Origin of the sequence: Solwaraspora sp. WMMA2056, from assembly GCF_030345095.1 — a bacterium.
Lineage (GTDB): Bacteria > Actinomycetota > Actinomycetes > Mycobacteriales > Micromonosporaceae > Micromonospora_E.
On record NZ_CP128360.1, the window covers coordinates 4882389 to 4908408 of the forward strand.

23 protein-coding genes are annotated in these 26020 nt (G+C 70.1%); 11 read left to right on the top strand and 12 right to left on the bottom strand.

From position 1 onward, the window contains the following. Positions 1-180: 180 nt before the first annotated feature. Positions 181-1617, bottom strand: a complete 1437-nt coding sequence (locus tag O7608_RS22010; RefSeq protein WP_289206409.1) for an endo-1,4-beta-xylanase — start codon at positions 1615-1617, stop codon at positions 181-183. Between the two features lie 480 nt (positions 1618-2097). Here O7608_RS22010 and O7608_RS22015 point away from each other — a divergent pair, with 480 nt between their 5' ends. Continuing rightward, positions 2098-3069: a pyridoxal-phosphate dependent enzyme gene (locus tag O7608_RS22015; RefSeq protein ID WP_289206410.1), complete on the top strand. Its 972-nt coding sequence runs from the start codon at positions 2098-2100 to the stop codon at positions 3067-3069. Between the two features lie 89 nt (positions 3070-3158). Here O7608_RS22015 and O7608_RS22020 read toward each other — a convergent pair whose 3' ends face one another. Beyond that, positions 3159-4373, bottom strand: coding sequence for a S8 family peptidase (locus tag O7608_RS22020; protein WP_289206411.1), 1215 nt, complete (start codon positions 4371-4373; stop codon positions 3159-3161). 280 nt (positions 4374-4653) lie between these two features. Between O7608_RS22020 and O7608_RS22025 the strand changes: the two genes are divergently transcribed. After that, positions 4654-5091: an SCP2 sterol-binding domain-containing protein gene (locus O7608_RS22025; protein ID WP_289206412.1), complete on the top strand. Its 438-nt coding sequence runs from the start codon at positions 4654-4656 to the stop codon at positions 5089-5091. Then, complete coding sequence (locus tag O7608_RS22030) at positions 5039-7126, top strand: amylo-alpha-1,6-glucosidase (protein WP_289206413.1); 2088 nt, start codon at positions 5039-5041, stop codon at positions 7124-7126. The genes O7608_RS22025 and O7608_RS22030 overlap by 53 nt, the downstream gene beginning before the upstream one ends. Before the next feature lie 47 nt (positions 7127-7173). Here O7608_RS22030 and O7608_RS22035 read toward each other — a convergent pair whose 3' ends face one another. The 3 genes from O7608_RS22035 to O7608_RS22045 all read right to left on the bottom strand — a co-directional run bounded on the left by O7608_RS22035 (position 7174) and on the right by O7608_RS22045 (position 11192). Next, the gene (locus O7608_RS22035) at positions 7174-8160 is read right to left on the bottom strand and encodes a diacylglycerol/lipid kinase family protein (RefSeq protein ID WP_289206414.1); all 987 of its coding nucleotides are present in this window, start codon (positions 8158-8160) and stop codon (positions 7174-7176) included. 124 nt (positions 8161-8284) lie between these two features. Then, on the bottom strand, positions 8285-9739 hold the full coding sequence (locus tag O7608_RS22040) for a glycoside hydrolase family 43 protein (protein WP_289206415.1): 1455 nt from the start codon (positions 9737-9739) through the stop codon (positions 8285-8287). A 58-nt stretch (positions 9740-9797) separates the two neighbouring features. Next, a complete protein-coding gene (locus O7608_RS22045; RefSeq protein WP_289206416.1) occupies positions 9798-11192 on the bottom strand; it encodes a family 43 glycosylhydrolase in 1395 nt (464 codons plus the stop codon). Between the two features lie 135 nt (positions 11193-11327). Between O7608_RS22045 and O7608_RS22050 the strand changes: the two genes are divergently transcribed. Then, the gene (locus O7608_RS22050) at positions 11328-11978 is read left to right on the top strand and encodes a nucleoside/nucleotide kinase family protein (RefSeq protein WP_289206417.1); all 651 of its coding nucleotides are present in this window, start codon (positions 11328-11330) and stop codon (positions 11976-11978) included. A 3-nt stretch (positions 11979-11981) separates the two neighbouring features. Here O7608_RS22050 and O7608_RS22055 read toward each other — a convergent pair whose 3' ends face one another. The 4 genes from O7608_RS22055 to O7608_RS22070 form a co-directional block, all read right to left on the bottom strand. Beyond that, positions 11982-12779, bottom strand: a complete 798-nt coding sequence (locus tag O7608_RS22055) for an SAM-dependent methyltransferase (protein WP_289206418.1) — start codon at positions 12777-12779, stop codon at positions 11982-11984. 142 nt (positions 12780-12921) lie between these two features. Then, positions 12922-13833: an ATP-grasp domain-containing protein gene (locus O7608_RS22060; protein WP_289206419.1), complete on the bottom strand. Its 912-nt coding sequence runs from the start codon at positions 13831-13833 to the stop codon at positions 12922-12924. 99 nt (positions 13834-13932) lie between these two features. Continuing rightward, positions 13933-15507, bottom strand: a complete 1575-nt coding sequence (locus tag O7608_RS22065; protein WP_289206420.1) for a DUF4139 domain-containing protein — start codon at positions 15505-15507, stop codon at positions 13933-13935. 129 nt (positions 15508-15636) lie between these two features. Then, positions 15637-16563: an endo-1,4-beta-xylanase gene (locus O7608_RS22070; protein WP_289206421.1), complete on the bottom strand. Its 927-nt coding sequence runs from the start codon at positions 16561-16563 to the stop codon at positions 15637-15639. 173 nt (positions 16564-16736) lie between these two features. Between O7608_RS22070 and O7608_RS22075 the strand changes: the two genes are divergently transcribed. Next, entirely contained in the window at positions 16737-17558 is an 822-nt protein-coding gene (locus tag O7608_RS22075) for an HARBI1 family protein (protein ID WP_289206422.1), read from the top strand. A 188-nt stretch (positions 17559-17746) separates the two neighbouring features. Continuing rightward, complete coding sequence (locus tag O7608_RS22080) at positions 17747-18967, top strand: hypothetical protein (protein ID WP_289206423.1); 1221 nt, start codon at positions 17747-17749, stop codon at positions 18965-18967. 104 nt (positions 18968-19071) lie between these two features. Here the strand turns inward: O7608_RS22080 and O7608_RS22085 are convergent, their stop codons facing one another. After that, a complete protein-coding gene (locus tag O7608_RS22085) occupies positions 19072-19701 on the bottom strand; it encodes an ABC transporter permease (protein WP_289210983.1) in 630 nt (209 codons plus the stop codon). Between the two features lie 31 nt (positions 19702-19732). On the opposite strand from O7608_RS22085, the gene O7608_RS22090 reads away from it, so the two are divergent. From O7608_RS22090 to O7608_RS22110, 5 genes are all read left to right on the top strand, one after another. Continuing rightward, positions 19733-20314 (top strand): ABC transporter substrate-binding protein, encoded by a 582-nt coding sequence (locus O7608_RS22090; RefSeq protein ID WP_289206424.1) that lies wholly within the window; start codon positions 19733-19735, stop codon positions 20312-20314. Beyond that, a complete protein-coding gene (locus O7608_RS22095) occupies positions 20311-21120 on the top strand; it encodes an ABC transporter permease (protein WP_289206425.1) in 810 nt (269 codons plus the stop codon). The genes O7608_RS22090 and O7608_RS22095 overlap by 4 nt, the downstream gene beginning before the upstream one ends. Positions 21121-21196: 76 nt before the next feature. Further along, entirely contained in the window at positions 21197-22009 is an 813-nt protein-coding gene (locus O7608_RS22100; protein ID WP_289206426.1) for a class I SAM-dependent methyltransferase, read from the top strand. Position 22010: 1 nt separating this feature from the next. Then, on the top strand, positions 22011-22697 hold the full coding sequence (locus tag O7608_RS22105) for a SitI3 family protein (protein ID WP_289206427.1): 687 nt from the start codon (positions 22011-22013) through the stop codon (positions 22695-22697). Continuing rightward, positions 22694-23554, top strand: a complete 861-nt coding sequence (locus O7608_RS22110) for a hypothetical protein (RefSeq protein ID WP_289206428.1) — start codon at positions 22694-22696, stop codon at positions 23552-23554. Before O7608_RS22105 ends, O7608_RS22110 begins: the two co-directional genes overlap by 4 nt. On the opposite strand, the gene O7608_RS22115 is transcribed toward O7608_RS22110, so the two are convergent. Together O7608_RS22115 and O7608_RS22120 are read right to left on the bottom strand one after the other, a co-directional pair. Further along, the gene (locus O7608_RS22115) at positions 23444-24187 is read right to left on the bottom strand and encodes a transposase (RefSeq protein ID WP_289206429.1); all 744 of its coding nucleotides are present in this window, start codon (positions 24185-24187) and stop codon (positions 23444-23446) included. The two genes, O7608_RS22110 and O7608_RS22115, sit on opposite strands and share 111 nt — an antisense overlap. Positions 24188-24874: 687 nt before the next feature. Beyond that, positions 24875-25585, bottom strand: a complete 711-nt coding sequence (locus O7608_RS22120; RefSeq protein WP_289206430.1) for a hypothetical protein — start codon at positions 25583-25585, stop codon at positions 24875-24877. Positions 25586-26020: the final 435 nt, after the last annotated feature.

A 26020-nucleotide genomic window follows, 5' to 3' on the forward strand; every position in this document is an offset into this window, starting at 1 on the left:
GCACGGACGCCGACGGGCGGGACCCGGTGGCCTGCGGGCCACCGCCTGACGAGCGTAACCGCAGCCCCCGACAGGGCCGCGCCGGGCCGGAAAGCCGGGCCGGCGTGGCGGACACGTGCCGCCGGCCGGTGCACGAGGGTGTCATTCCTCGCGCACCGGCCGGCCAGGTGATCGGGTCGGTCAGCTGGAGCTACAGGTCGGTGTCATCCCGCTGCCGCTGCCGGTGCCCTGGAAACCGAACTCGGTCGACTGCCCGGCGCCGATCCGGCCGTTGTAGGACACGTTGGCGAACCGCACCGAGCCGGTACTGCCGCTGGCCTGGGCGTTCCAGGTGTTGGTGACCGCGGCCCCGGACGGGATCGTCATGGTCACCGCCCAACTGTTGGTGCCCGAGGAGCCGGCGGTGACCCGCACTGTCGCCACGAACCCACCCTGCCACTGGTTGAGCGAGACGGTGGCGGAGCAGTTGCCGGGCGGTGGTGGTGCCGTGGTCGGTGGCGCCGTGGTCGGCGGCGCGGTCGTCGGGGGTGCCGTGGTCGGCGGCGCGGTCGTCGGCGGCGCCGTGGTCGGCAGCGGGGTGCCGCTGTTCAGCGCGGCGAGAGTGGCGTCGTACGCCTGCTTCTTGTTGCCGTTGTTGTCGAACAGCAGCGGCGTGCCGTAGGACCGCCACGAGTCGCTGTCCCGGATGCCCCACACCGTGATCCCGGTGCATCGGGCGATCGCCAGACAGTCGTTGACCACACCCCGGTACGCGTTGGCCTGTGCCTGCCCCGAGCCTTCGATGTCGAGCTCGGTGATCTGCACGTCCACACCCAGCGCGGCGAAGCTCGACAGCGTGGTGCGGTAGTTCGACGGGTACGGCGACTGGGGGTTGAAGTGCGACTGCAGACCGACGCAGTCGATCGGCACACCCCGCTGCTTGAAGTCCCGCACCAGGTTGTACGCCGCCTGGGTCTTCGCCCACGACCAGTTGTCGATGTTGTAGTCGTTGTAACACAGCTTCGCACCCGGGTCGGCCGCCCGGGCGGCCCGGAACGCCGCCTCGATCCAGTCGTTACCGGTGCGCTGCAGGTTCGAGTTACGCCGGGCACCGGAGTTGCCGTCGTCGAACGCCTCGTTGACCACGTCCCAGGAGTGGATCTTGCCCCGGTAGTAGGACGCGACCCGGGTGACGTGGTTGAGCATCGCCTGCCGCAGCGCGGTGCCCTCCATCTGCTCCATCCAGGCCGGCTGCTGCGAGTGCCAGGCCAGGGTGTGACCGCGTACCGACATGCCCCGGGCCAGGGCGTGGTTGACGATCCGGTCCCCGTTGGTGAAGTTGAACTGGTTCGGCTGCGGCTCGGTCGCGTTGATCTTCATCTCGTTCTCGGCGGTGACGCTGTTGAACTCCCGGTTCAGGATGTTCACGTACGTCGAATCACCGAGCTTGTGGGCGGCGACGGCGGCACCGAAGTACCGGCCGGTCTGGGCGGCGGCCGCCCCGAGGGTGGACTCGGCGGCGTTGGCGGAGCTGGCGTACAGCAGGGCGGTGCCGGCCGCGAGGGCCACCACCGCGACCGAAGCCAGGGCGGCCCGCGGTCCCCTTCTCCTCGATCTGCTGGCGTGATGGTCTGTCATGTCGGTGATTGCCTCTCGGTACAGGATGTGGACGGCACAAACCTCGGCCACGCATCGACCATGGTCGAAGTTCTGCCCGGATGCTAACGGAAATATTCCGGAAACTCAATGTTGAACTCAGCCATGCCGCACCGGCCCCGATCGACATCGGCGCACGTCAAAGCGGCCAACCGTCGGCACACCACGATCGACAGCACCGAAAATCTTTCGGAACGGTGGCCATCGGGTGCAGCATCGGACAGTCGGCGGACCACCCTGGCCCCGACTCGACGCCCCGAACGGTTCCGGCCCACGCGCCGGTCAGCCGCGACCCACGACCACACCTGGGTCGCGGGCGCGACGTCAGCGGTACCTGTCGCGCTGCGGCGTCGAGGTGCCCGACCGCGCCCGGACATGCGGCATGGACACCCGCCGGTCAGCTGCGACTCGCCCGACCGCTGTATGAAACTGTGTCAGATCCTAGCTCCGGGAGGAAGCACCATGCCGCAGTTGTCGTCCGTCACCCTCGACGACGTCCGCGCCGCCGCCGCGCGGATCGCGGGAGTCGCGCACCGTACGCCGGTGCTGCGCTCACGCACGCTGGACGCACTGGTCGGTGCCGAGGTCTTCGTCAAGTGCGAGAACCTGCAACGGGTCGGTGCCTTCAAGTTCCGTGGCGCCTACCACGCGATCTCCCGCCTGTCCCCCGACGAACTGGCGCACGGAGTCGTCGCCTACTCCTCCGGCAACCACGCCCAGGCCGTCGCGCTGGCCGCGCGGGAACTGGGCACGACCGCGGTCATCGTCATGCCCACCGACACGCCCACGTCGAAGGTCGCCGCCGTCACCGGCTACGGCGCGCAGATCGTCACCTACGACCGGTACACCGGCGACCGGGTCGCCATCGGTGCGGCACTCGCCGCGGAACGTGGATCGGTGCTGATCCCTCCCTACGAACACCCGCATGTGATCGCCGGGCAGGGCACGGCCGCACTGGAACTGATCGAACAGGCGGGTCGGCTCGACGCCGTACTGGTGCCGGTCGGCGGGGGCGGGCTCGCCGCAGGCACCGCCGTCGCGGCCACCGGCGTCAGCCCGGGCATCCGGGTCGTCGGCGTCGAACCCGCCGCCGGGGACGACACCCGACGGTCCCTGGCGGCCGGCCACCGGGTCGCCATCGAGGTCCCCCGCACCATCGCCGACGGCCAGGCCGCCGAGATTCCCGGCGAACTGACCTTCGCCATCAACCGACGGCTGCTCGACAGCGTCGTCGTGGTCGACGACGCCGAGATCCGCGCGGCGATGCGGTTCGCGTTCGACCGGCTGAAGATGGCCGTCGAGCCCAGCGGTGCCACCGGTCTCGCCGCGTTGCTGACCCACCGGCTGGACCCGATGCCCGCCCGGGTCGGCGTCGTCATCTCCGGCGGCAACATCGACACCCGACGCTTCATTGACCTGCTCGGCACCGGCTGACAGCGGTCCGGCACGCCGGGGTCGGCCGGGTGCCCGGCCGACCCCGGCGTGCCGGACCGCCTGCGTGAGACGCAGGCGGTCCGGCCGCGTCACAACCAGCGCTTGTTCAGCAGCAGACTCGGCGTGCCGGCCAGGTTCCCGGAGACCGCACCAGGGACCCCGTTGGCCACGATCCAGTTGTGCACCGTCGACTGGGGCACGTCACCGTAGATCGACTTGTACAGCGCAGCGACCCCGGTCGCGTGCGGCGCAGCCATCGACGTACCGTTGACCGACCTGGTGGTCGACGTCGGATAGGTCGACACGATCGCCGATCCCGGGGCGTAGATGTCCACGCACGATCCCGTCGACGAGAAGCTGGCCCGGGCGTCGGTCCAGGTGGAGGCACCGACCACCAGCGTCGCCGCGAGATTGCGCGGCAACCGGTCACACGAGTCGGCCCCGGTGTTGCCGGCCGACGCGGCGAGGAACACACCGCTGTCCATCATCCGGGTCAGCGCGGTGGCCAGCGTCGCGCTGTAGGTGTAGTTCCAGGAGGCGTTCGCCACCGCCGGCTTGACCGCGTTGGCGGTCACCCAGTCCACCGCGGCGATCGCCGCCGACAACGTCCCACCCCCGGAACAGTCCAGCCACTTCACCCCGTACAGCCGGACGTTCTTGGCCACGCCGTGGGTCGCCGAACCGAGCGTCCCCGCCACATGGGTCCCGTGACCGTTGCAGTCGACGTCGTTGTCGTCGATCGTGTTGTGGACGAACTGGGCCCGCCCCTCGAAATCCGGATGATCGGCCTGGATGCCCGAGTCGATCACGTAGGCGTGCACCCCCGCTCCGGTCGCGGTGTAGCGGTAACTGGCCGACAACGGCAGTCCCACCTGGTCGATCCGGTCCAGACCCCAGGACGGCGGATCGGTCTGGACAGCATCGACGACGTCGCTCTGGAACACGTCCCGCTCGATCCGCAGCACGTTGCCGTTGTGAGCCAGTTCGGCGACCTGGGCAGCGGTCAGCCGGGCCGAGAATCCATTGAGTGCGGTACGGAAGTACCTGGTCGCGGTGGTTCGCAACGCGCGTACCGGTGCCGTCGCGTCGGTTCCGGGCCGCATCGTCACGACGTAGGCGTCAGCGACGACCGTGACGTCCGACGCCGCCCGCGGGGTGGTGACCGGCACCGCGACGGCGCGGTACGGGCCGCCGGCGGCCATCGCCGCCGATGGCGGTACGGCCAGAGTCGCCACGACGGTCGTCGCGATGATGCTGCCGGCGGCCACGGCGCGTCGCAGGCGCCGTAGACGTGCTGGTGACACAGAGCCTCCTCTAGGCGGACCATCCGATAGATGATCATTCGCGTTGACGGCAGGCTATATCGATCGGGCCGCCCGGTAGGAGATCCGTTGCTGCGGATTCGTCGACCGATCGGCCCTGCACCACTCACCCCGATCGCCGGGCCACCGGCTCACCCGGTCACCGGACCGCCCGCTGACCGGCTCACGGCGGGTGCGCATTCACCCGGACCGGGTGATGTGCGGCCGTCGTCGCCCGGCCTAGGTTCGCCAGGTGACGCTCTGAACGGGAGGGTGCGGCACCGTGGCCGATACGATCGAAGACGCGCTCGACCTGCTGGGACGCAACGACCCGGCGGTGGTGAACCGGCTGCCGCCCCGGATGCGCGGCACCGTACGACTGGACGTGCTCGACGACGGCCGCACCACGAGCTGGTTTGTCCTGCTCGACAGGGGGAAGGTGCAGGTGTCGTCGACCGGGTCCGAGCCGGACTCGATCATCCGCAGTGACCGGACCACCTTCGACCGACTGGCCCGGGGCGACGACCGGTTCATCCCCCTGCTGTTTCGCAACAGCCTCGTCGTCGAAGGGGATCTGGGGATCGCCGACCAGATCTCCCGGGCCCTGTTCGCCGACGCTCCGTCCGGACAGCATCCGAGGGACTTCGCCCGCAAGGGAGCCGCCGAGCATGAACGAGAAGACCGTCAGCATCCTGGACGGGAACACGTTCGTCGTCACTGACGAACGCGGAGACGTCACCCTCTCGCCGGACTTTCCCACCGGACTGTTCTCGTTCGACACCCGGTTCCTGTCGACCTGGCTGCTCCGGGTCGACGACGCGCCGCTGAACGTCCTCTCTCGCGACGACCTGCACTTCTTCGAGACCCGGTTCTTCCTGGTACCGGGCCGGCCCACCCACTACGTCGACGCCAAGGTCTCGGTGATCCGGGAACAGTCGATCGGCGCGACATTCGTCGAACGACTGACGGTGCTCAACCACGACGTCGTGGCCACCACCATCACCGTCCGGGTGGACATGGCCAGCGACTTCGCCGACCTGTTCGAGATCAAGGAGGTGCAGCGCAAGCGCGGCACCACCTCGGTGCAGGTGGACCGGGACGCCCTGCGCTACACCTACCAGCGCGACACGTTCCGCCGGGACACCATCGTGACCAGCACCGCGCCAGCGAACGTCGACGAGGGTGGGATGACCTTCGACATCCATCTGGAGCCACGCGGCCAGTGGCACACCGAACTGCAGGTCGAACCGATCCTCAACGGTGGGGACGCCGACTCCCCCACGGTGTGGGGAGCCTACCGGCGCCGGGCCCGACCACAGCTGCGCCAGGAGCTGGAACACTGGATCGACCGGGCCCCGCAACTGCACGCCGACAGCGAGCAGCTCAAGACCGCGTACGAGCGTAGCCTGGTGGACCTGGCCGCGATGCGGTACGCATCGTTGACCGCCACCGGTCCGATACCCACCGCCGGGCTGCCCTGGTTCATGACGCTGTTCGGTCGCGACAGCATCTTCATCAGCCTGCAGACGATGCCGTTCCTGCCCCGGCTGACCCCACCGGTGCTGCGGCTGCTCGGCTCGTTGCAGGGTGGCAGCCTCGACGACCTGCGCGAGGAGGAGCCCGGGAAGATCCTGCACGAGTTCCGCTACGGCGAGTCCGCAGCGTTCGAGGAGCAGCCGCACACGCCCTACTACGGGTCCGCCGACGCCACTCCGCTGTTCGTGATCCTGCTCGACGAGTACGAGCGCTGGAGTGGCGACGCCGACCTCGTACGCGGTCTGGAACGTCAGGCCCGCGCGGCGCTGCGCTGGATCGACGAGTACGGCGACCTGCTCGGCAACGGCTACCTCTCGTACTGGCGGCGCAACACCCGTAACGGTCTGGAAAATCAGTGCTGGAAGGACTCGTGGGACGCGATCTCGTACCGCGACGGCCGGCTGTCCGCGCTGCCGCGAGCGACCTGCGAACTACAGGGGTACGCCTACGACGCCAAGATCCGTGGCGCCCGCCTGGCCCGCGAGTTCTGGAACGACCCCGTGTACGCCGACCAGCTGCAACGGCAGGCCGCCGAGCTCAAGGCCCGGTTCAACCGGGACTTCTGGGTCGCCGACGGTGAGTACTACGCGCTCGCGCTGGACCCCGACGGCACCCCGGTCGACGCGCTCGCGTCGAACATGGGGCACCTGCTGTGGAGCGGCATCGTGGAGCCGTCGCGGGCCCGAAAGGTCGCCGACCACCTGCTCGGCCCGGCGATGTTCTCCGGCTGGGGGGTGCGTACCCTGGCCGAGACCGAGGCCCGCTACAACCCGGTCGGCTACCACGTCGGCACGGTCTGGCCGTTCGACAACTCGATCATCGCCTGGGGTCTGCGGCGGTACGGTTTCGCCGACGAGGCGGCACGCATCGCCGAGGGCATGATCGAGGCGTCGGAGTACTTCGACGGCCGGCTGCCGGAGGCGTTCGCGGGCTACCGGCGCGACCTGACCGGCTATCCGGTCGAGTACCCGACGGCGTGCAGTCCACAGGGCTGGTCGGCCGGGGCCGTACTGCTCCTGCTGCGCACCATGCTCGGCCTCACGCCGTACCACGACCATCTCGGGGTGGACCCGTGCCTGCCGTCGTCGATCGCCCGTATCGAACTGCTCGACGTACCGGGGCGGTGGGGGCGGGCCGACGCGCTCGGCCGGCGGGCCGAGCACCGCCGCCGCAACCACACCCGGTTGCTCGCCCGGTTGGGACACGGCGAGAACCGGTGACCCGGTGACCGGTGGTCCCGGGGCCACCGGTCAGATACCGGCCCGGTTCACTGGTCGGTGCGGGCCCGGTCGACGAGCCGCTCGCCGCGCCGGGCGGCGGCGTCCGCGTCGACGGCGAGGTCCGGATCCTGCGCTGGGACCGGTACGCACAGCAGCAGTGCCGCCGGCTGTACGGTGGCCCGCAACGTACGGTCGGGCTCGATCAGGTCGCCGTCGAGTTCACGGGGCTGCACCCGGTCGCTGACGACCGACACGGTCCGCCCCCGGTGCACCTGCATCCGGGGCACCCGCTGGCGCCGCCGCAGCACCGCCCAGCCCAGCGCCAGCCAGTGCCGAAGGGTCCGCGGGGTCAGTACGGCGACGTCGAGCTGCCCGTCGTCGGGTTCGGCGTCGGCCAGCAGGGTGACCCCGCCCTGCAGCCGACCGACGTTGGCCACGAGGACCGTCAGCGCCCGGGTGGCCACCGGCGGCCGGTCGTCGACCTGGACCCGTACCGACATCGGCCGGTCGCGCAGGTGCCGCAGCGCCCCCGCGACGTACGCCGGCCAGCCGATCCTCGCTTTCGCCTGCTCGGACGTCGCGCCGAGCATCTTCGCGTCGAACCCCATGCCGGCCATCACCACGAAGTAGCGGCCGTCGTCGAGCCGGCCCACGTCGAGTCGGCGGGTGGCCCGTTCCACCGCGACCTCGATGCCGGCGGTCAGGTCGGTGGAGAGTCCCAGGTTGGCCGCCAGCAGGTTGCCGGTGCCGGCCGGCAGGATGGCCAGCGCCACGTCGGAACCGACGAGGCCCGCCACGCAGGCCATCACGGTGCCGTCGCCGCCGCAGGCGAGCACCACCTCGACCCCGGCGTCGACGGCCTGGCGGGTCTGGGCCTCACCCGGCGAGTCGACCGTCGTCTCCAGCCACATCGGCGCGGCCCAGCCCGCCTCGGTCAGTGCGCCGTCGACCGTCGCCCGTAGCCCGTCGAGGTCGGTGACCTTCGCCGGGTTGACCACGACGGCGGACCGGACCGCCGATGTCTGCTCATCCACCGGGTCAGTCTGGCCGACGGGGCACCGGCTGGCCAGTCGACCGCTGCGCGGCGGTCGACTGGCCAGCCGGTCGGCGGTCGGTCACGGTGATCCGGTCACCGGTGATCAGCGCGCGTCGCGATGATCAACTCGTCACCCGGAAGGTCGCGTCGGCACGGCCTGCGGCGTCGGTGATCGGGTCGAGCCGCAACTGGTAGCCGTAGTGGCGGATGTGGCGCTGCGGATAGTTGTACGACTGGAACGACGACCAGCCGGCGTCGGCGAGGCCGGTCACCTGACGGAACGTCGCGTCCGCCGCGAACGTGGCGGTACCGTCGTTGGCGGCCAGGACGAAGTCGTAGCCGTAGTGCCGCAGGTAGTGACCCGGATAGTTGACCGACTCGAACGACACGTACCCGGAGTTGGCCGCCAGACCGGGCACGAGCCGGAACTGGGCGTCCTGAGCGGGGCTGACGGTGGCGTCGATGCGCACGTCGAAGTTGGCGTGCCGCACGTAGCGGTCGGGGTAGTTGTACGACTGGATTCGGTTGACCGGCACGGTGGAGCCCCAGCGGGCGAGCACCCGGGACTGCTCGGCGGCGGTCAGGTTGAGGATCGAGCCGTGGCGTTTACGGGTGCCGCCCATGCTCTGGTCCGACCGGACCTGGAAGTTGCGGGTGCTGCCCAGACTGGTCGAGGTGAGCGGCAGGTAGCCGCGCCCGGTGGCGTACTGGTCCAGCCAGAGCACCCACTCGTTACGTCCGTTGAACTGCGCCCACATCGGCCCCTCGACGACGTTGCCGCCGCCGGTGCCGTTGGAGATGCCCAGGTGGGACAGGTTACCCAGGGTCGTCCAGCCGCCTAGGATCGAGTTGCTCGCCTCGATCGTGATGTGCCCGTCGGCCGAGGCCCGGTAGTAGCGGTAGCCGCCGACGTTGTTCGGCACCTCGATGATCTGGGTGTCGATGATGCCCTGGCCGCTGCCCCGGTCGATGTAGAGCTGCGGGCTGGTGACGGTGCGGAAATCGCTGGTCCGTACGTACCAGATCCGGTGCTTGGTCACTCCGTCGCGCGACGAGTTGGTCGCCCAGTAGATGACGTAGTCGCCGGTCGCCGGGTTCCAGATGGCCTCGGGCGCCCAGGCGTTACCCGCACCGGCGATGCCGGCGGCGACGTTGAGCAGCCGGGGTGGCGACCAGTTGACCAGGTCGTTCGACTCCCAGACGACGATCGACGTGCTGCCCCGGTTGGCCGCGTCGTTCCACGACGTACCGCTGGCGATCCGCAGATCGGTGGCGATGATCCAGTACCGGTCGCCGGCCGGCGACCGGATGATCACCGGATCACGGACCCCCCGGGTACCGACCGTGGAGAGCAGGACCGGCCCGCCGTTGTTGAGGTCGGTCCAGCGCAGCCCGTCGGTGCTGTGGGCCAGGTGGATCTGCTCACCGTTGGCCGACTCGCCGGTGAAGTGGACCATGAGGTATCCGGTGAACGGGTCGAGGGCGGCGGCCCGCTGGGGGGTGACAGCGGTCCAGGAGGTGAACAGCAGGCAGGCGGCGAGGGCGATGGCGCCCAGCCGCGCGGCGGTTCGTGGCATCGGTGCTCCCAGGGGGTGGGCTCGGGTCGGACTTGGGTCTGGCTGGCTTGAGGTCCGGTCAGCGGCTGGGGGTGATCGGGCGGATGGTGCCGTCGGCGGCGAACTCGAGCGGGTCGATGACGATCTCCCGGTTGGTGCCGTTGCCCGCCGGTACGGCGAACCGGTGGTAGGCGATCCGCCAGGTGTCGGTGCCGGGAATCCGGATCACCGAGTGGTGTCCGGTGCCCTTGATTCCGTCGACGAGGCGTTTCTGCAGCACCACACCCCGGGCGGTCCACGGGCCGAGCGGTGACGGCCCGGTGGCGTACGCGACCTGGTAGTCCTCGCTGCGGGTGTCGTTCTCCGACCACATGAAGTAGTAGGTGCCGTTTCGCTTGAAGACGAACGGCGCCTCGTTGTAGCCAGCCGGGGTGATCAGGCGCACCTGCGCCGGATCGAACGAGACCATGTCGGTGCCGAGCGGGACGACCCGTGCGGCGCCCTGCCCCCAGTACAGGTAGGAACGGCCGTCGTCGTCGGTGAAGACCATCGGGTCGATGGCCTGACCGGAGTACTGGCCGCCCCGGATCAGCGGCCGGCCGAGCGCGTCGCGGAACGGTCCGGTCGGGGTGTCGGCGACGGCGACGCCCAGGTGCTTGACCGGGTCGCCGCTGGCCGCACCCCCGGAGAAGTAGAGGTAGTAGCGGCCGTCGCGGGCGGCGACCGCCGGCGCCCAGGCGGAGTCGTCGGCCCACGACACGTCGGGACCGTGGTCCAGGATCACCCCGTGGGCGGTCCAGTTGACCAGGTCCGGTGAGGAGAACGCCTGATAGTACGGGGCGGCCCAGCCGGCGTAGCCGTCGGTCGTCGGGTACAGGTAGTACCGGCCGTTGAAGATCGTCAGGTGCGGGTCGGCGAAGAGCCCGGGGATGGCCGGCCCCTGGTTGGTCGCCGGCGCGAGCGGCGGGGCGAGCCGGAACGAACTGTCCGCCCGGAAGCTGGCGGAGTCCTGGTACGCGTCGAGCCGGAGACCGAAGTCGCGGTGCCGGATCCGGTGCGTCGGATAGTTGTACGCCGCGAGCGCGACGGTGCCGGCGACCGACCCGTCGACCGGGCAGAAGGTGGCGTCGCGCCGGAAGGCGGCGTCGCCGGTGTTGACGTCGACCCGCAACAGCCAGTCGCGGTGTCGCAGAAACAGTCCGTCGCGGGTCTGCAGCGAGTAGCAGTCCGGGGTGGCCAGCCCGCTGACGATGGTGAAGGTGGCGTCGAGCCGGGCCTGTACCGGGCTGGCAGGCGTGACCGGTTCGAGCTGGACGGCCTGGTTCAGGTGGCGAACGTACCGCCCGGGGTAGTTCACCGATTCCAGGGAGTGCGTCCCGGTCGGCAGCGGCGCGGCGCCGGCCGGTGCACCGGTGCCGGCGATCACGGCGAGGCAGAGCATCGCCGCCAGGACCGGGCCAACGCGGTGTCGCATCCAGACACTCCTATGTTTGCGTTAACAATCACGATCGGCGGCAGTTACGACGAAATTGCCAGCTGAGATCGACAGTGTTAACTGGGACACGGAGTCCTGTCAATGGTGGCCCGCGATCGGCAGCTAGGCTGACGCATGCTCGCTGAACTCGTCGCGCACGCCCGTCGGCTCGTGCCGACCGAGGGCCGGCACGTGCTGGGCATCACCGGCTGCCCCGCCGCCGGCAAGTCGACCCTCGCGGCGGCGCTCGTCGACGAACTGACCCGCCACGGCGAGGCGGTCGCCGCCGTGCCGATGGACGGGTTCCACCTGTCCGACGCCGCACTGAGCCAACTCGGCCGCCGGGACCGCAAGGGCGCCATCGACACCTTCGACGCAGACGGTTACCTGGCGCTGCTGCGCCGCATCCGGGCCGACCACGACAGGACCATCTGGGCTCCCGGCTTCGCCCGCGACCTGGAACAGCCGATCGCCGGCACCATCCCGGTCGACCCACAGGTACGCCTGGTGGTTACCGAGGGCAACTACCTGCTCGCCGCGGAGCCGCCGTGGCCGCAGGTCCGCGCCGAGCTGGCCGAGGTGTGGTACTGCCACCTCGACGACGACCTTCGTCGCGACCGGCTCGTCCGCCGGCACGTCGAGTTCGGCAAGTCCGAACAGGCCGCCCGCGACTGGGTCCGAGCCGTCGACGACCCGAACGCCGCACTGATCAGCAGCAGCCGCGACCGAGCCGACCTGGACATCGACATGGCCAGGATCGGGCCGCTCGGCCCGACCACCGGGTGACCGTCAGGGCTTACGGGCCACCGCGCCGTAGGCGTCGATGTGGCCAGCGTCCGGGTCGTCCGACCGCCACCGGGTGATCGGCACCAGGCCCGGCTCCACCAGGGCCAGACCCTCGAAACACTCGGCGAGCTGCTCAGGACTGCGCAGGACGTAGGGCACTCCCCCGCTCTCCACCAGCTTCTCGGCACCCCGTACCACCGCAGGACTGGTGTCGGTGCCGTCCCACAACACGAGGAAGCTTCCCGACGCGACGGTGCCCATCAGGTGATCCACGATGGACTGGACAACGTCGAGATCGGGCTCGTACCCAAGGACCCCCATGAACAGCACCGCCGTCGGCTCCCGCAGGTCCAGCACCGACCTCGCCCCAGCGAGGATCCGCTCCGGGTCGTGATAGTCCGCGTCCACGTAGGTGACCGCTCCGCCAGCGCCCGAACTGGTCAGCAGGGCCCGGGCGTGCACCAGCGCCAACGGGTCGTTGTCGACATAGACGGTCCGCGACTGCGGCGCGACGCCCTGGGCCACCTCGTGGGTGTTCTGCATCGTCGGCAGCCCCGTCCCGACGTCGACGAACTGCCGGACACCAGCCTCGGCGGCCAGGAACCGCACGGCGCGGATGAGGAACCGCCGGGACTGCCGGGCCATCACCGCGATCTCCGGGTAGACGCTGGCCACGGCGTCACCGGCATCCCGGTCGGCCTGGAAGTTGTCCTTGCCGCCCATCCAGTAGTTCCACATCCGCGCGGCATGCGGCACGTCGACCTGGAGCTTCGAGGCGAGTTCGGGGTCGGTGTCGGACATGTCACGGCTCCTGGAGGGTGGGGTGTCCGGGGTCGGACCCGGCGACGCCTACCGCACCCCGGTACGGCTGGGCACGTGTCGACGACAGGACATCCTAACCACGCCACTGCGGAACCGCCCACTCTGGACCGAAAAACTTCGGTCATCCAGTGCTGAGAGTGGAACCGTTCACGCGGGCGACGATCGCGTCGGCGAAGCGGTCCAGAGCGGCGCTGTCGGCGTACCGGAATCCGAGACTGGGCTCGATCAACTCCACCTCCAGCACCAACGGGCCACCCGTGCCGCGTACCACGTCCACCCGCGCGTAGAGCAACTGCTCCGGCACCACCCCACCCCGGCGCGCGACCACCGCGAGTGCGCGCTCCGCCAACGCGCGCGTCGCCCTGTCCGGCGTCGTGGCGGCGAGGCGCTCGGCCAGGTAGAGCTCGCCCACGGTGTCGACGGCACCTCGGGCCAGCATCGGTCCCTTCCAGAACGCGTGCGAATACCGACCCTCGACGAAGACCAGGGCCTGCTCACCATCGGTGTCCACCGCCTGCTGGTAGGGCTGCACGAGGGCGGCGAGCCCCTGCTCGTGCAGTGACCGGATCAGGCTGCGGGCCTGGTCCGCCATTCCGGGCCCGAACCGCCCGGCACCCCGCGACCCCGCGCCGACCACCGGCTTCACGACGTACTCGGCACCACCTGCGATCGACTCCGGTGCGTCCGCCGCCGGGTCGCCGGGGTCGACGACGGTCGTCGGGATGGTCGCCACCCCCGCCGACTGGAGGTCGAGCAGGTACCGCTTGTCGGCGTTGTACCGCACCAGCTCAGCCGGATTCGCCAGCCGCGGCACCTCGGCGCACCACCGGAGGAAGGCGGCGGGCTGGTCCGGGTAGTCCCAGGTGGCGCGGAGCACGACCAGGGTCTGCGGGGCGACCGGACCACCCCACGGTCGCCACGCGGCGGCGACTCCCCGATGGCCGAGTGCGTCGACCAGTTCCGCCTCGTCGCCGTCGCCTTCCGGCAGCGCGGTACAGGAGGCGAGCAGGACCTGCGGGTCCGACAGGGGCATGACGGCGTCCCTTTCATGTTGTCGCGAACGATCCCGCTCCGGATCTTCAGGAACCATCCCGCTCCGGATCGGCACCGGCAGCAGGCACCGTGCCGTGGGCTACTCGCGCCAGCCGGCGACTTCGACCCCCTTGGCCAGCTCCACCCGGAAGCCCAGCGCTATCTCGCCGATCTCGCCCGGAGCGAGCGACAGCCGCCAGGTCAACTCACCGAGCTCCGTACGCTCGACCGACGGCGGTACGACCACCGTCTCCCGGACCACCACCGCCTCGTCACGCGCCACCGGAAGCTGATCGCGCACCTCCACGTTCGCGGGGCGGGTCGTGTGGTTGCCGACGATGATCCGGTACTCCACCTCACGCCGTCGGGTCGACCCGAGCGTTGCCTTGGTCTCGACACGCCGATGCAGTTTCCGCTCCACCCTGAGCCGGTCGTCCACCCCCAGCGCCAACTTGGTCTCCTCACCCGGCGCCCACATCGGCAGCCTGGCGGACGCGACGAAGTCGGCGTGGTGGAACACCGCTGCCGGCCCAGGCAACAGGGTGTGCTCCGAGGTGTTGCGTACCGTGGCCCGCAGATGTGCCTCAGCGGTGACCACCGGCGTCGTGACGTGGTCCAGCCTGGCGGGCAGCTCCAACACGGCGACGGTGGCCCGGTGTGTGCTGCCGTCGGCCGGCACCGCCACCGGCCGGGCCGGCCGGTACGTGGCCGCGCTGACCCCCTGGGCGACGTCGGCGACGCGCTCCCGCAGCCGTGGCCGGGCCGCTGCGGACCGGACCGGGCCGCTGGCCGCCGCCTCGCTCGGTGTCGGCATCCCGGCCAGCATGTCCGCCGACACCGCGAGCGGAGGTGCCGGCTGGAGCCGGTCGAGAAACCAGGGCGACAATTCGGTCACCCCCGTCGTCGCGGCCGGCCGGGCGGTGGAGAGCTGAAGTTCGCACTCCGGCCAGTCCTCGCCGGTGCTCTGGCTGACCACTGCGAACCAGGTGACCGTCACGGTGTCCTCGACCAGCCGTAGGTCGTAGGAGGACTGCCAACTGGCCCCCTCCACCAGGTAGGTCAACTCCAGTTCGACTTCGGCATCGTCGGCATCCACTGCCACGACCACTTCGACGGCCAACTGGTCCGGCTCACGCTTGCCCTGCGCGGCGGCGAGATCCCGCCCGACGGCGGCCAGTTCCTCGGTCAGTTCGGTACGCCGACGGGCCAGGCCACGGCGACGGGCCCGCGAGTCGGTGAGCTGAGTGGCCACCGCGTCGGTGAAGTCGGCCACGTCGCCCGGCGTCGCGTCGCCGGCGGCCAGCGCGCGGGCGTAGGTGCCCCCGGCCCGCTCGGCCAACTTCGCCAGGAACTCCCCACGCTGCTGCTCGATGCCGTCCGCGTCGTCGACCCCGGCCAACTCGTCGGCCAGCTCACGGCGACGCCGCTCCAGGCCGACGACCTGCGCGTCGCCGCTGCGGGCCTGTCGCCACGTGGTCACGTCGACGCCGAGCACGGTGGCCGGGCCCCGACCGCCGACCCGGACCGAGTCCCGGCGCAGGCCGAGCGGGAGCGGAGCCACCCGTACGCGGTGCCGACCAGCCGCCAGGCGGACCCCGCCGCGCCGGGTCACCCGGGCCCGGTCGGGATATGCGGTGACGCCGACGACGGGCGCCTCGACCTTGGTGGTGTCCACGGCGGCGAGAGTAGTCGAATCACGCTTGCGGCCGACCGGTCCCCGTGTCGCGCCGGGCCCCAGTGCGGTGTGACGGGTGCTCTCCCTGTCCTGGACGGGCCCGGACGGCCCGTCCAGGACAGGAGGCGTTCAGGCGGTACAGACCGGGGTCATACCGGTCGCTGTCCCGGTCCCTTGGAAGCCGAACTCGGTCGACTGGCCCGCGCCCACCGCGCCGTTGTAGCTGACGTTGCTGAACCGGACGGTGCCGCTGTTGCCGCTGCGGTTGGCGTTCCAGGCGTTGGTCACGGTGGCCCCGGACGGCAGGGTCAGTTGGACGCTCCACCCGTTGATCGACGAACTGCCGGCGGTGACCCGTACGGTGGCGACGAAGCCACCGGGCCAGGAGTTCAGCGAGACGGTGGCCGAGCAGCCGGACGGGTTCGGCGGCGGGGTCGTCGGCGGCGCGGTCGTCGGCGGCGGAGTGACGACGGTGCGGCCCTTGTTCAGCTCGTCGAGGACCGCATGGTAGGCGGCCTTCTTCTGGTAGTTGCCGTTACCGCCGGTGAAGAGCAGACCCCGCTCCGAGGAGCGCCACGACTCACTGTCGGAGATGCCCCAGACGGTGATGCCGGTGCACTTCTCGACGTTCAGACAGGCCCGGACGACCTTACGGTAGTTCTCCGCCTGACCCGCGCCGATGTCGTTGTTGCTCAGGTCGTCGTCGATGTCCACCTCGGATAGGTGCACCTCGACGCCGAGGTCGGCGAAGCGCTGGATGTTGGCCTGCAGGTCGTCGGTGATGATGCTGTTCGGGTTGTCGTTGAAGTGGGCCTGGAACCCGACGCAGTCGATGTACTGCCGGTAGTTACGGACGATCTCGTACAGCGCGTCGGACTTGCGGTTCGGGGTACCGCCCCGGACCGTCAGGCCCTCGACGTCGTAGTCGTTGATACAGAGCTTGGTGGACAGCCCGCCGGCCTGCACGACCTGCCTGGCCCGGATGAACGAGTCCCGGATGACGTCGGTGTCACCGGGGTCGAAGAAGTCACCGTCACCGTTGGCGTCCCGGTTCATGCTGTGCGGCCACTGAGCCTTTCCGGGTAAGGCTCTGATCACCGGGCGCGGTGTCCGGAACGGTCAAGATGTGTGGGAATCGCCCTGGTGAGCCGGGATGAACGATGAGGGCGCGGAACGCCGGTACGAAGTGTTCCTCTCACAGACCACGACCCCGGAGTCCCGCGCCGCTCATGAGTATCACCTATACCGCAACGCTGCCCGTACGCGACGAGACCGTGTTCCACCTCTCCGGACTGCTGCACGCCGAACGTCTCCGGCGCGGCACCCGCCGGGGACGGCGGGTGTTGACCTGCTTCCGCCAGGCCGTGCTGGTCCTGCGCTGGCTGCTCGACGGCACCCGGATGAGCCAGTTGGCCCGCGACAACACGATCAGCCTGTCCACCGGGTACGCCCACCTGCACGAGGCCATCACGGTCCTGACCGCCCAGGCACCCGGCCTACACGGCGCGCTGCCGGCGGCCAAGGCCGCCGGCTACGACCACGTCCTGCTCGACGGAACCCTGATCGAGACCGACCGGATCGCCACCCCGGGTCCCACCCCCGGCGTCGACCTGTGGTGGTCGGCCAAGCACAAGAACCACGGCGGCAACATCCAGGTCCTGACCGCCCCGGACGGCTGGCCGCTGTGGACCTCGCCGGTACGCCCCGGCCGGGAACACGACACCAGCTGCCTGCGCGCCCACCCCGGCCTGCTGACCACCCTCACCGAGATCCGCGAGAACATGCGGACCCTGGCCGACCTCGGCTACGAAGGCGAAGCCGACACCATCGCCGTCGCGTTCAAGAAGCCCAAAAACGGTGAGCTCACCGACCTGCAGCAGACGTTCAACCACGCCCACAACCGGCTCCGCGCGGTCGGTGAACGCGGGAACAGCCTGCTCAAGACGACGTTCAAGGCCTTACGTAACGTCAGCCTGTGCCCGTGGAAGATCGGGAACATCGTCGCTGCGGCACTGGTCATCCTCCACATCGAGCACAACCGAACCACCTGAGCCGAGTACCGGCACTACACCCAGTCGCGAACCGTTACTCGCAAAGGCTCACTGACATTGACCATCTCTGGCTTGCGCCCGGGACGTCACAATCCATTGTGGATCTTGTTACCTTTTCGAAGTCGGCATCAATCGAAGTATCTGAATCATGATGGTGCCGCACCCGTTCTTCGTCGAGAGGATCACGGATGTCCCGTCCTGCCCGCCTGACCCGGCGCGCCCTCGTCGCCGCCGTCACCGGCGCCCTCGTCGCCACCCTCACGCCCGGCACCCCGGTCTCGGCCGCCGACCGACCCTTCACCTACCAGGTGACCCCCGGCTCCGCGCAGTGGCGCGCGCTCGGCAGCCACCAGGAGATGGTCGACGCCGTACAGATGCCGGCCAAGACCGCCGCCGTCCTGCGGACCCCGCTGCTCGTCGACGCCGTCCTGGCGTACCCGCTGCTGCCCGACGCCCTGGCCTTCAACAGCGTCCAACACGGCTTCGAGACCGTCACCGCCCGCTTCACCGGACTACAGGAACTGCTCCGCCGCCCCGACGCCGGCCAGGAACTGCTCACGCGCTACCGGACCCTGAACGTCGCGGCCCGCGGCGGTGAGTCCCTCGCCGACGCCGGCGACCGGGCGCTGGCCGTGTGGAAACTGGAGACCGTCCTCGCCCAGCCGCAGGTGCTCGCCACCCTCACCGCCGCGCAGTCCGAGGAGTTGCTACGGCTCGGCCTCGCCGTACACCGCGCCAAGCAGACCGATGCCACGACGTACGGCCAGGCCGGCCTGGAACCGACCGCGGTGCTCCTCGGTCGCGCGCTCGCCACCCGGGAGAGCTGGGACTGGTCCCGCTCGGAGCTGCTGCGCGAAGCTGTGCAGCTGCGGCCGGGCGCGGTGGAAACCACCGTCGCGGCCGTACGGGCGCACCTGACCGACCCCAGCGTCGCCCACCCGGTCAGCGACGACGTCGGGACGCTGGACTACGCCAGCACCGTCTACACCCCCAACGGCTCGGCCGTCTCGGTGATCACCATGACGTCCGAGCTGACCAGCGCCCAGATCAGCAGCTACAACAGCTACGTGGCGACCAACTATCCGTCGGCGTCGCGGGAACGCAACGCCTCGCGCAAGTACAACTGCCACTCGTACGCCTGGTACAGCACCTCCAGCGCGAACGACCGGTGGATGAACACCCCCGGGGACGACCGCTACTGGCAGGACGGCAGCTATACCCGCTGGCAGATCCCGTACCAGTGGTTCTCCAACATGAAACTGTCGTACGCCAGTGACGACCACTCCGGCATCTGGGTCGGCACCGGCAACTACGTACGGTCCAAGTGGGGCCAGCTCGGCCTGATGTACCACTACTGGAACTACTCCCCGTACAACAGCTCCACCACCAACTCGTACTTCCGGCTCTGATCCACGGTCGGCCCGACTGACCCTGACGAAACGGCGACGTGCCTGGCGGGAGTTCCATCCCGCCAGGCACCTCGTGCGTCCGGTGGCCTACCTGCCAGCTGCGGCTACTCGTAGCGCAGCGAGTCGACCGGGTCGGCCCGGGCCGCCCGCGACGCGGGCAGCGTGCCGGCCAGGAACGCGATCGCCATCACCAGGCCGATGATCGCCGCGATGGAGACCGGCTCGAAGGCGATCAGCGTGAGCCCCGGCAGGTCCGCGAGGAAACTGCCGGCCAGTGCGCTGCTGATCGCGGTGCCCGCCGCGACCGCCAGCACCGCGCCGATGGCGCTGCCGAGGAAACCGATGAACGTGGCCTCCAGGCTGAACAGGCCGAACACCTTGCCCGAGCCCATGCCCATCGCCTTCATCAGGCCGATCTCACGGGTCCGCTCCTGCACCGACATGAACAGGGTGTTGACGATCCCGAAGCTTGCCGCCAGCAGCGCGATCACCGCGAAGGCGTTCAGCACCCAGACGATGCCGTCGATGACGGTACGGAACGCGCCGAGCTGATCGGCGACCGTGCTCCCGGTGTAGCCGGCGTCGGCCAGCCGGTCCTTCAGTGCGCTGATCTGCTCGTCGGTCGCGGCCGGGTCGAACCAGACGGCCGCCTGGGCGTACCGCTGCGCCTCGGCGGCCGGGACACCGGTGTTCTGCGCGTCGAACAGCGCATCGGTCAACGCGTCGTCGGGCATCCGCACGCCAGGTGACCTGGCGGGCCGGCGGTTGTCGTACCTGCCGGGCGGCATCAACCATGTGCTGTTCCCGACGTACGCGCAGCTGGCCGGTTTCGACCCCTCGGGTGTGCAGTGGGTGAGCAACCCGGTGCCGGCCCAGCACGCGGCGCTGCTCGCCGAAGGACGAGTCGACGCCATCTCGCAGTTCGTGCCGGCGGTGGAGTCGGTGCGGTCCGTCGCGAAGCAGGACCTGTCGGTGCTGCCGTTCGTCGACTGGATCGGTGACCTGCACGGGTCGGCGATGGCCGTCTCCACAGCGACCGCGACCAACCGTGCCGACGTGGTCCGCCGGTTCAACCGGGCGCTGCTACGCGGTCTGGTCTACTGCATGCAGGACCCCGAGCCGGCTGGCAAGGCGTACGCGGCACAGCCAGAGACGCAGGGCCAGCAGGCCCACCTCGCTACCGCCGAGCTGACCGCGCTGCGCGGCTACGTCACCCCGGCAGAAGGACGCCTCGGTCACTTCGACGAGGCGAGGGTGGCCCGCAACATCGCGATCCTGCACGGTGCCGGTGCCATACCCGCTGGGCTGACGCCGCCGGACATCATCGCCCCCGACCTCGTCGGATGAACCAGTCCACGCCGCCAACGCCTGGGCTCGCCTCGGCAGCCACCGCGCGGCTGTGGACGGTGGTCGCCGGAGTCTGCCCGCCGGTCCTCGGTGTGGCCGGGCTGGTCGCCGTCTGGTGGGCAGCCGTCGAGGTGTCCGGCGTCGCCGACTACATCGTGCCGCCGCCGTACGCGGTCGCCGCCGTGATCCGTGACCAGCCCGGCTACCTGCTCCACCACGCCGCCGTCACCCTCACCACGGCGATGGCCGGCTACACGCTCGCCGCCGTCACGGCGGTCATGCTCGGCACTGTCCTGGCGATGTCCCGGCCACTGGCGCGGGCACTCACCCCGACCCTGCTGGTCCTCAGCGTGCTACCGAAACCCGCCCTGGTGCCGGTGCTGATCATCGCCCTCGGCTTCGGCGCCGGCCCGAAGATCGTCCTGGTCTGGCTGATGTGCTTCCTCCCGATCGCCCTCGCGACAGCCACCGGCCTGACGGCCGCCCCGGCGGATCTGGTCGAGCTGGCCCGGTCCCTGACCGCGTCGCGCTGGCAGACGTTCGTCAAGGTCCGGCTACCGGCCGCGCTACCGCACCTGTGCTCCGGGCTGCGGATCGCGTTACCCCTCGCCCTGATCGGCGCCGTCGTCGCTGAACTGTTTGGCGGGCTCGCCGGGCTCGGCGTCGTCATCCAGAACGCCGGCACCCGCGCCGACATGGCCTTCGCCGCCATCACGGTCCTCGCCGCCATGAGCACCGCGATGTACGGGCTCCTCACCGCCGCCTGCACTCGGGCAGCGCCGTGGATCCGCCACACGACCGCCTGACCCCCGGGCAGGCGCGCATCCGAACCGCCGGGTCCAGGCCATGCCCGCTGACCCCTACTGTTTGAAGGAGACAGCTGTGACCACGTCCACCTACCTGTTCGGCGACGCCCCACCCGACACCCGCGACGACAACGCGGTCATGCTCGACGCCCTGGCCGGCATGCTCGACCCGTTCTCCCGCCGGCAGCTACGCCGGGTCGGAGTCCGCGCCGACGCCCGATGCCTCGTCGTCGCCGTCGGCGCCAGCTGCATCGCCGCGACCCTCGCCGAGATGGCCCCGCACGGCGACGTCACCGCCACCGACATCGACCTCACCCCGAGCCGCCGACGCCCCCGCGTCCGGCTGATCCGCCACAACATCGTCACCGACCCGTTGCCCGACGACGGCTACGACCTCATCCACGTCCGGCTCCTCCTCGCGCACCTGCCCGCCGACCAGCGCACCGCCGTACTCGGTCGGCTCGTCGACGCCCTCACCCCCGGCGGGCTGCTCATCGTCGAGGAGTTCGAACCCACCTGGCGCAGCTCCGTACTGTCCGCGCCTGACCCCGATGAGGCCGACCGGCTCTTCGCCGCCTACCACCGGGCGTTCGGCGCTGTACTCACCGGCTCCGGCAACGACCTGACGTGGGGTCGCCGCGCGCACCACGCGATGCGCGCCCTCGGCCTGCACGTCGACACGACCGGCCACACCGGCACCTGGACCGGCCGACAGGCCGGCTGTCTCCTGCCCTACGCCACCGCCGGGGTCATCCGCGACCGGCTCGTCGCCGCCGGCATGACTCCCGACGACATCGACGCCTTCCGTACGCTTCTGCTCCACACCGACCTGGTGGTCAAAGGCAACCTCGCCCTGTCCCACGTCGGCCGCGTCCCCACCGGCAGTTGACATGGCCGCCGAGTACCGCCTCTACACCACCGCCACCGCACCGGTCGCCATCGTCCTGAACCTGGTCGGAACCGTGCTGCACGCCGAACCGGTCGAGATCGGCGTCGCCCGCGACGGCATCACCGTCGAAGCCTGGCCCCTACACCCCGACGACGACGACAACCTCGCTGGCTCCTACGGCCAGCACAACGCCCGCCTCGAACTGCTCTACCGCCACCGGCCCCACCACACCAACGCCGACCAGGAAACCGCCGACATCATCAACAGCGTCGTCACCCTCCTGCGAGCGCATCCGGGCGACGCCACCCTCGTCCACCACGAACAGATCGTCCTGCGCCAACGCGACGGATGGACCACCATCAACACCGACTGGCCCGGCTGGCACGAGATTCCCACCCTCCGCTGGTACCGCCAGGCGATCCCCGGCCGAAGCATGCCCACCAGCCATACCTTCCGCGGCGACACCCTCAACCGCGAGCAGATCATCGCGCTCCTCGCCCGACGCCGCACCAACCCCGTCAGCGTCCGCCTTGGCGAGCACTACCTCGTCGGCGTCGTCAACGTCGACTACGACCCCCGACACCACGAGATCGTGCTCGACCTGGACCCCATCGCCCTGTCCGACATCCTCACCATCCTCACCACCGACCGCGCCCACCCACCCGCACCGAGGACAACCAGCACATGACCCCCTACCTCCGACTCACCACCGGCCGCCGCCGCCTCATCCTCCAGACACCGCTCAGCGCCTACCGCCACCCCGACAGCGGGCAACGAATCATCGTCGTCGCTACCCACCACTACGCCGAGCCCGCCTACTACCACCAGCTGCTGCACGACATCGACCGCTACCAACACGACGGATACGTCGTCCACTACGAGAACGCCCAGTACCAGACCCCCGGCGACAACCCCACCCAGGCAGAGCAGGCCGTCCTCGACGACCTCAACGCCCTCCGCGACCTCGAGACCGTCCGGATGGCTCCCCTCGGCTGGGTACGCCAACCCAGCCTGCTCCACCACCCCACCTGGCAACGCAAAGACCTCACCGACCTCGACGTCATCCGCCACGCCGGCACCGACGCCATGACCCACTACCTCACCACCCGCCGCGCCCTGTTCGACTGGCCCGACCACCAGGTCTGGCGACTCAGCCGCGTCTACGCCTACTTCGCAATCAGCACCCGCATGATCGCCGCCCTGGCCGCGAAGAACGCCGTACCCCGGCCCCACCGCGACCCCCGCCTGCGGGCCGTCACCCAGGTCCTCACCGACACCCGCACCGCACTCGCCCTCGACGCCGCCACGACGACCACCGACGACACCGTCATGATCTGGGGAGCGGCCCACCTCCCCGGCATCCACACCGGGCTCACCGCCGCCGGCCACCACCTCGACGGCGACCCACAGTGGCGCACCGCCGGCTACCTCCCCTCAGCCGCCGATTTCGCACTGCGCTACCTCCTCCGACAACCACCCGCCATACACCCCCACTACCACCACGCCACCCCGGCCGCACCCCTCGGCGGCAAGCCCACCACGTGACTTCCTCACGTACCGGCTCAGGCCACGGCCGGGCCGGCACCCGAGATCAACCAGGTACGAGACCAGTAACCTGATGTGGGCGGCGCGGAACCATGTCGATCTCCCGCAAGAATCGACCGCGCCGCCCATACAGGCCTCCATGTCAGCCAGGACGCTGTCGGTGACCCGGTTGATCAGCTGCCGGGACACGTCAGCGCCGTACACGTCGGTCAGGTGGGCGGCAATCTCCCCGGTCGTCAACCCCTTGGCGTACAGGTACAGGATGGCCTCGTTGAAGCCGTCGAGGCGGCGAGCGTGTTTGGGCACGATCCGCGGGGTGAACGACCCGGCCCGGTTCCGGGGGACCTGGATCCGCACCGGCCCGACCTCGGTCTGCGCCGTCGTGGCCCCGTGGCCGTTACGGATGTTGGTCCGCCGACCGGTCTCCTCGTCGACACCGGCGGTGTCGAGGTGGGCGTCCATCTCGGCGTCGAGCGGTGACTCGAGGACGGTGCGGGTGATCCCGGTGAGGAGCCCACCCGGTCCGACCAACGAGACTCCGTCGGCCTTGGCCCGCTCGATTAGTTGCTGGGCGAACTCCCGCTCCGCCGTCATCGGCTCCGCAAGCTGAACCGGGTTCTTCTTGTCTGCCATGACGTGGTCCTTCCTGGACAGGATCGACCTCCTGTCCAACGGACCACTCCCAGGTCAAACACGGAAATCTACGCAGTCCCGGCACCGGCCCGGACGGGACCATCGACGCAAAGGCCCTCGCGGCCTGGGCCGAGGAGGCAAGACGACGGTTGTCGGCCTCCGGCCGACTGCGCCTCGCCGACGGGAAGATCGGTGCTGTCCTCGCTTTCGCCGAGCCAGACGAGGACGGCTCGGTGCCACCTCTGGCCACCCCTGGGATACGAGCCTGCGACCGCAGCGCTAATTGATCATCACTCTCGGCGCGATGGCAGGGTAAGGCTCCTGAACTGGACGAGCACGACCGCTCCGGCGCAGGTCGTGCTGTCCCGACCCAGCCGTCCCTGCGGTCCGCACCAGTGACGTGACCGCGACCCAAACGGCCACGGCGACAACGGACCGCGACTCAACCGTGAGTCGCCACGACGCGCCTACGGGGCACCTGACGTCGGCGACGTTCCTGTCGCTGCCGGCCAGACTCACCCGGGGGTTCCTCTCCTCAGACTCGGTAGACCCCAGCCGTCGTCCCTCCCCTGGCACCCTAGGCTGCGCCCCCCCTTGCTGTTGCCCGACGAGCCACGCGCATGGATGCTGCGGGGTGTCGCCCGAATCTACCGACGGCCAGTGGTCCGGGTCGGTGGCGGAGGCCGGTCAACGCCCGTCGAGGTTCAGCCGCTGCCGGGCGCCCGCCGCCCTGGCCCGCACCGCGTCGCAGAACCCCGCGTCGATCGCGTCGTCCAGGTCGCCGTTCGACGTCTGCGTGTCGTCGTCCTCGTCGGTCGGGTCGCCCGGTATCTCGGCGTACTCCTGGTAGAGCAGCCAGCAGCCCCGGATTCCGGACAGCAGGTCTTCCAGCATGTCCCGGGCCGGCCTGCGGGGATTCAACGTGGTCAGCCGAATCTTCCGGAACCCGACCGTCGAATGCGGTTCGTCCTGTCCGTACCGTTCGGCGTCGTCCTCGGCTTCCTCGATCTTCTTCCGCAGCTCGTACACGTCAGGTGCCTCGCCCTCGGCCAGGGCCACGGCGTCGCCGATCAGGCTGGTGACCGCAGCCGTCGGTGACAGGCCGATCTCCATCAGCTCGAGGACGGCGGTGGGTGTCTCGTGCGGCAACGCCTCGATGTTGTCGGCCTCCGTCACCACGGCGGTCGCGGCGATCCCGGACAACTCCGCCGCCGCGTCCGCGGCGGCCTGCAGCCAGTGCGCCGCGGCGACACACGCCGACGTCGGGTCCAGCTCGAGGAACAGCTCGTCGCTGCCGAGCGGGTTGGTCGCGAGAACCTGGTCGGCGGCGGCGACCTGTACCGGGGAGGCGTCCTGCCGGGTCAGGCACGGCCTGCACCGCTCGGCCGGACAGGTCACCCAGCTCCGCGCGTTCCACAGCGGCCAGCTCCATCTCCACCTCAGCGATCACCACAGCGGACAGTTCCGCGTCGGCGGCGCGGTGCAGGCAGCGACCCACCCGGTGCGCTAGCTCCTCGACCGGGTCGTACGAGACCAGGAGGCTGTCGTGGTCGTCTGGAAGGTTCGGTCGGCGGATGTGGTCGGCCACGGACGCGAACCCGTTCCTGGTCTGCGCGCGCCGCCACCCCTCGGTGTTGACGTCCAGGTTGTCCGCAGCGCTGGCTGGGTGGGTGTAGCAGCGCCACAACGCCTCGGACAGGCCAGTCAGCTCGGCGGCCAACGCGCGGCGCTGCGGGGCGGGCAGGTCATCTCTTACCCTCCTTCGCAACGCCCGCGGCAGCTCACCCACCCGGACGGCACGGCGCGCAGGACCCGCCATCCTGTACGCGCCGC

Bases quoted from the DNA above. Each gene is read 5' to 3' on its own strand.
- O7608_RS22030 (WP_289206413.1), top strand. From the start codon at position 5,039: ATGAACGAGAAGACCGTCAGCATCCTGGACGGGAACACGTTCGTCGTC.
- O7608_RS22075 (WP_289206422.1), top strand. From the start codon at position 16,737: ATGAGTATCACCTATACCGCAACGCTGCCCGTACGCGACGAGACCGTG.
- O7608_RS22060 (WP_289206419.1), bottom strand. From the start codon at position 13,833: ATGCCCCTGTCGGACCCGCAGGTCCTGCTCGCCTCCTGTACCGCGCTG.
- O7608_RS22080 (WP_289206423.1), top strand. From the start codon at position 17,747: ATGTCCCGTCCTGCCCGCCTGACCCGGCGCGCCCTCGTCGCCGCCGTC.
- O7608_RS22045 (WP_289206416.1), bottom strand. From the start codon at position 11,192: ATGCGACACCGCGTTGGCCCGGTCCTGGCGGCGATGCTCTGCCTCGCC.
- O7608_RS22015 (WP_289206410.1), top strand. From the start codon at position 2,098: ATGCCGCAGTTGTCGTCCGTCACCCTCGACGACGTCCGCGCCGCCGCC.
- O7608_RS22040 (WP_289206415.1), bottom strand. From the start codon at position 9,739: ATGCCACGAACCGCCGCGCGGCTGGGCGCCATCGCCCTCGCCGCCTGC.
- O7608_RS22095 (WP_289206425.1), top strand. From the start codon at position 20,311: ATGAACCAGTCCACGCCGCCAACGCCTGGGCTCGCCTCGGCAGCCACC.
- O7608_RS22010 (WP_289206409.1), bottom strand. From the start codon at position 1,617: ATGACAGACCATCACGCCAGCAGATCGAGGAGAAGGGGACCGCGGGCC.
- O7608_RS22105 (WP_289206427.1), top strand. From the start codon at position 22,011: ATGGCCGCCGAGTACCGCCTCTACACCACCGCCACCGCACCGGTCGCC.
- O7608_RS22110 (WP_289206428.1), top strand. From the start codon at position 22,694: ATGACCCCCTACCTCCGACTCACCACCGGCCGCCGCCGCCTCATCCTC.
- O7608_RS22085 (WP_289210983.1), bottom strand. From the start codon at position 19,701: ATGCCCGACGACGCGTTGACCGATGCGCTGTTCGACGCGCAGAACACC.
- O7608_RS22055 (WP_289206418.1), bottom strand. From the start codon at position 12,779: ATGTCCGACACCGACCCCGAACTCGCCTCGAAGCTCCAGGTCGACGTG.
- O7608_RS22115 (WP_289206429.1), bottom strand. From the start codon at position 24,187: ATGGCAGACAAGAAGAACCCGGTTCAGCTTGCGGAGCCGATGACGGCG.
- O7608_RS22070 (WP_289206421.1), bottom strand. From the start codon at position 16,563: ATGAACCGGGACGCCAACGGTGACGGTGACTTCTTCGACCCCGGTGAC.
- O7608_RS22050 (WP_289206417.1), top strand. From the start codon at position 11,328: ATGCTCGCTGAACTCGTCGCGCACGCCCGTCGGCTCGTGCCGACCGAG.